We start from the raw sequence: 4971 nt of genomic DNA on the forward strand, positions 1-4971 counted from the left end.
TCCCACCAGAAACATGGACATCAGCAGTCACAGGCCGTGCGGCCAAGACGGCCCAACTGCGAATCTCGAGATTCACCCACCACCATATGAAAGGTTTGTCGCAGACTCACCAAAAATCTCTGAGTAGAAACCGGGATCGGCATAACGGCTGCCATCAAAGTAATACCATGACCCGTACCGGTATTGGAGGGTAGATAGTGGTTCTGTACCATGGGCGGCGAGGGCATGCATTCGGGTACATTGGTAGTCCACTTCCCCATTGAACCCTGGCGCATTCAATGTATGCCCATAGCCAGTGTGCGCTATGATACTTCCCTCAAACCAAATATTGAATACATTCGTGCCGTTGAGAGGATTCGTAATCTGGAAACTGTAGACCGTGTCCCAGCTTAGAGTCGATCCAGCATGCAGCGCTTCGCCACCGGGAGTGTTTTCGCCCCAGAATGCGCGCGGTTGGGTTGCCGTCGGTAAACCACTTGCACTGCCGAGGTACCAGCCGACCTGTACGAATGCCGAGCTGTCCGTGTACCACATGTAGATATCGCCAGCCGTTGGACGCCCGGAACCGTAGTTGTAAACGTCGCCTGGAGAGGGCGTGATGATGGTAGCCCTCTCGCCGGTAGCGACGGTGACGTTGAGTGCCTTAGTTCCGGCTCTCCACGTGTCCGCCGTGCATGGGTACGCCGGTTTCACCATCGATGCCGCGTAAGCCGAACCACCAGCACCAGACAGCGCACCAGCGACAAGTAGTGCAACAACTGCGGCAGTCACCTTCGACCACATGTCAGGCAACCTACAGCCGCTGGACCCGCGATGCCTAGACCTGCTACGAGTTTTCTTTACAGAAGCTACAGTCAGCGCCTCAGCCACACGAAGGTGGTCGAACACCTATGCTTCATCGCACAGTGGGCAACCCTCAATGAGGGAAATTGGTGGTCGCGGCCCCGCCGGGGTTCCACTCATCCCGATCAGTCGACGTACAGGCGACTGGTGCCCGACCCCTGTGTTGGTCACCGCGGCTGTCGACTTTGTGGCGGCGGCCGACCGGTCATTGGAACAATGAGTCCACGCGGACGATGACGGATGTCGCTCCCACGGGACGGGTGTCGGCGGTCCGAGGATGTCACCCGTGGGATTGGTATCCGTTGGCGTGGAACCTCCGAGGCCGGTTGGACACCTAGAGAGTGTGAAGGCATTGACTGGCTCAGGCCGCGAGCTTGGCTCGGATCAGGCGCAGGCTGCCTTTGAGCGGCTCTATCGCGACTCCTACGGGGGGCTGATGGCCATCGCGATGGCAACGGTACGAGAGCGCACCCTCGCCGAGGACATGGTCCACGACGCCTATGCCCAGCTGTGGCGGCACTGGGCATCGGTGACGTACCCACTGGCCTGGGTACGTCGAGCGGTCGTCACCAACTGCCTCGACACGCTGCGTACCCAGCGGCGCAGGGACGCCATCCTGCGGCGCCAGCCGAGGCCGACGGAATCGGTCACCGACTCGTCCGATAGCGCGTTCCTTGACCTGTTGGTCGGCCTTAATGACCGTCAACGGGTGGCGCTCACGCTGAAGTACGTCGAAGACCTGTCCGAGGCCGATATCGCTGCAGCGCTGGGCTGCAGGCCAGGAACGGTGAAGTCCACCCTGCACCGCGCAATCGCGGCACTGCGCACCAATCTGGAAGGCGAACGATCATGAATCATGTCGAGGACCGCACCCGTGCCGCCATGCGCGCATACGCGAAGTCTGTGCAACCACCGCCGGTTGAGGTGATCTTCGCCCGCGCGGACCGGACTCAGGCAGCCGCCACGTCCTCCCGCCCGGCCCGGCGCCGCCGGTTGCGACGCGGCGTCCTGGCTCTTGCTGTCTCGGCGGTAACGATTGGGCTCGCGGGGGGCACACTGGCTGTCATGGACCCGTTCGGGAACCGCGCCGCCCCCGGTGCCAACGCGACGCATTCGGCTGCGACGGGGGGCCAGGTGGGGATGGCGCCAGGGTGCCCGCCGGGACTAGCGGTCCTGAATGGGGTGAGCATGAGCGATGGGTCGGTGCCGGAGCCGATCGCGGTGACACCCGGGCAGAAGTTGACGCTGGGAGCTCAGATTCCCCCAGCGCGAGCCGACCGGCCACTTAAGACGCTCACCCTGTATCTCGCACGAAGCGATTATCTCGTACAACCAACGTCCGCGAACAGCCTGTCGACAAGTGACGTCGTGGACCTGGCCCCCGGGCAGAAATCCGTGACCATGACCCTGACGATCCCGCCCACCCTTTCGGCCGGCACGTATGACGTGGTGGAAGTCGGCACCTGGCCAGGACCCTCGCTGTGTGGCAACAACACGAACACCGACCCTCCGACAATGGTCGGACACAGTTATGACAGTCTCGTGTCCGTGGTCGTCGATTAAATTAGAATGGGGTTTCCATCTTGATGCCGTAGAGTCGTCAGATGTCACCGTCGGCTGGTCAGGACTACCCGCGCTCGTACGCTCAGCTGCGTGGGTGGTTCGACGAGGACTGGAAGTGCTTGGACTACCTGGACTGGTTGCGGTGGCCGACCGGGTTCGTGTGCCCTCACTGCGGCAGCGATCACGGGTGGCGGGCGTCGGATCGGCGATGGCGTTGCGCCGGCTGTGACCGGCGCGTCTCAGTGACCGCGGGCACCATCTTCGACAAGACGCGCACGCCGCTGTCGGTGTGGTTTGCTACGGCGTGGCTGCTGGTCAATGGCAAGACGGGCGTGTCGGCCACTCACCTTCGGCGCGAGATGGAGCTGGGCTCGGTCCAGACGGCGTGGGCGATGCTGCATCGCTACCGGTCGGTGATGGTGCGTCCGGGTCGGGACCGGCTGCGTGGTGAGGTCGAGGTTGACGAGTCCTTCCTCGGCGGTCCGCAGCCGGGGGTCCCCGGTCGTGGTGCGTTGGGAAAGGTGTTGTTCGCCGGCGCTATTGAGGTAGAGGGCGGGGGCTTCGGGCGGGCTCGGCTCGGCGTCATTCCGGACGCCAGCGCGGACAGTCTGGCCGCGTTCCTGCACGCCAACGTCGAGCCGGGAAGCTGCGTGGTCACCGATGGCTGGACGGCCTACCCGCCGGCCACCAAGGGCGACTACATCCATCAGGGCACCTCGGTCGCCGCCTCGGGTCCACCGGCGCACGAGGTGCTGCTGGGGACGCGCCTGGTCTTCTCACTGGTGAAGCGATGGGTCATGGGCACCCTGCAGGGCTCGGTCAGTCCCGAGCACGTGCAGGCATACTTCGATGAGTGGGTCTTCCGGTTCAACCGGCGGCACTCGGGCAGCCGCGGACTGCTGTTCTACACGCTCCTGCGCCAGGCGGTCGATAGTGAACCAGTCATCTACCGATCGCTGCGGAAGGCCGGACGAACCCGGTCGGCGCCGCCACCACCGCACGGGCCACGCTCAAACCCGCCCAGCCGGGACGTCAAACAACCCCGACACGGAACTCGTGCTGCGCTACGAGATCAAAACGCACCGTTGACATTGCAAAGACTTTGCCGCCATGTCGGGAGTCCTGGGCCCCTCCCTCTGCGGCGTAAAGAACCCCGTTCCGCCGACGATGACGGGCACCATGGACAACGTCTTCGCCACCGTGACGGCCCCCTAAGACCCCATCTTCTTCCTCCGTGATGCGGCTGCCCTACCGGCGCGCCAGTTTCTTGCCATCGTCTCGGAGCTGGCCGGTGGGTGAGACGTGCCGGTAGAGGGTCTGTCGGGTGATGCCGAGCTCCGTACACAGCGCGGCGACGTTCGTGTCGGGGCTGCCCATCGATGCTTGCGCGAGGCGGAGCTTGGCCGGGGTCATCTTGAACGGGCGTCCGCCGATCCGGCCCCGTGCTCTCGCGGAGGCGAGTCCGGCCTTTGTCCGCTCGGAGATCAGCGCCCGCTCGTACTCGGCGAGGGCGGCGAAGATCCCGAACACCAGCTTGCCGGACGCGGTGGTGGTGTCGATCGCGGCACCCTGCCCGGTCAGCACCCGCAGCCCGATGCCCCGCTCGGTCAGGTCGTGCACGATGTTGACCAGGTGCCGCAGGTCCCGGCCGAGCCGATCCAGCTTCCACGAGACGGGCGGTCGGGGCTGCGTGATGGGGTTCGCTCGACGAAGCGAGCGAACCGGGGGCGGCACGGACCGTGTCGCATGGGTTGTCAATGAACTGGCCACCGGCGCCGGCATCTTGATGACGACCTACCGCGGGACCGCAGAAGAGATCATCTCGACCTCCGCACCCACCGACGTCACCGTGACCGGACCCGAACTCGCAGCCGTGCTCGACGACGTATGGCAATCACTCGATCCACACTTGCGAGTCGCGGCCTTTGCGGTAAGCGCCGACAACCCGGCCGATGCCCCGATCATCGTTCCGTAGATCGAACCATGAGCGGCGATGGATTCAGTGCTCTCCGGCGTGGGCGGATCGGTCCTTGGGGGTCCTGACCGACGTTCCGTAGGGGTGTGACCTACGGGACGACGGTCAGTGGTGGATGTCGTTAGGACGCGGCGCTATCGAGGTGGGCTTGCGCTTCGATGCGTTGCCGGTCGATGGCGCGGTAGACGGTGGAGCGGCCGACACCGAAGAGGTCGGCGACTTCGGCGGTGCTGTACTCGCCACTGTGCAGCAGGGAGACCAGGTGGGCTTCTTGGCGGCGGGTCAGCTTGGGATGTTTGCCGTGCAGGTGTCCCTTGGCCTTGGCGACTTTCATGCCCTCGGTGGTCCGCAAGGGTGGTCCGCAAGCGGATGAGGTCTGCTTCGAACTCGGCGACCATGGCCAGCACGTTGAACATCAACCGGCCGACTGCGTCGGTCGGGTCGTAGACCGATGCACCCAGGCTCAGCTTGACCTCTCGGGCGGTCAGTTCGTCGGCAATCGCCCGTGCGTCCGGTAGGGACCTGGCCAGTCGGTCCAGCTTGGTCACCACCAGGGTGTCCCCGGCCCGGCAGGCAGCCAGTGCCTCCCG

5 protein-coding genes and 2 pseudogenes are annotated in these 4971 nt (G+C 64.5%); 4 read left to right on the plus strand and 3 right to left on the minus strand.

Translation table 11 applies throughout. The features are described from left to right. Window positions 1-72: 72 nt before the first annotated feature. Window positions 73-783 (minus strand): hypothetical protein, encoded by a 711-nt coding sequence (locus FGL98_RS24530; protein ID WP_146321431.1) that lies wholly within the window; start codon window positions 781-783, stop codon window positions 73-75. A 412-nt stretch (window positions 784-1195) separates the two neighbouring features. Between FGL98_RS24530 and FGL98_RS24535 the strand changes: the two genes are divergently transcribed. The 3 genes and pseudogenes from FGL98_RS24535 to FGL98_RS24545 all read left to right on the plus strand — a co-directional run. Then, window positions 1196-1696, plus strand: coding sequence for an RNA polymerase sigma factor (locus tag FGL98_RS24535; protein WP_186526384.1), 501 nt, complete (start codon window positions 1196-1198; stop codon window positions 1694-1696). Beyond that, entirely contained in the window at window positions 1693-2406 is a 714-nt protein-coding gene (locus tag FGL98_RS24540; RefSeq protein ID WP_146321435.1) for a hypothetical protein, read from the plus strand. Before FGL98_RS24535 ends, FGL98_RS24540 begins: the two co-directional genes overlap by 4 nt. 41 nt (window positions 2407-2447) lie before the next feature. Next, window positions 2448-3356: pseudogene (locus tag FGL98_RS24545) on the plus strand (IS1595 family transposase); the annotation flags it as partial. A 298-nt stretch (window positions 3357-3654) separates the two neighbouring features. On the opposite strand, the gene FGL98_RS24550 reads toward FGL98_RS24545, so the two are convergent. Then, window positions 3655-4140: a recombinase family protein gene (locus FGL98_RS24550; protein ID WP_425461029.1), complete on the minus strand. Its 486-nt coding sequence runs from the start codon at window positions 4138-4140 to the stop codon at window positions 3655-3657. Between the two features lie 52 nt (window positions 4141-4192). Here FGL98_RS24550 and FGL98_RS24555 point away from each other — a divergent pair, with 52 nt between their 5' ends. Next, window positions 4193-4381, plus strand: a complete 189-nt coding sequence (locus FGL98_RS24555; RefSeq protein ID WP_146321439.1) for a hypothetical protein — start codon at window positions 4193-4195, stop codon at window positions 4379-4381. A 121-nt stretch (window positions 4382-4502) separates the two neighbouring features. Here the strand turns inward: FGL98_RS24555 and FGL98_RS26590 are convergent. Further along, window positions 4503-4971: pseudogene (locus FGL98_RS26590) on the minus strand (recombinase family protein); the annotation flags it as partial.

The sequence above is a fragment of the Leekyejoonella antrihumi genome (assembly GCF_007845645.1).
GTDB classification, from domain to species: Bacteria; Actinomycetota; Actinomycetes; order Actinomycetales; family Dermatophilaceae; genus Leekyejoonella; species Leekyejoonella antrihumi.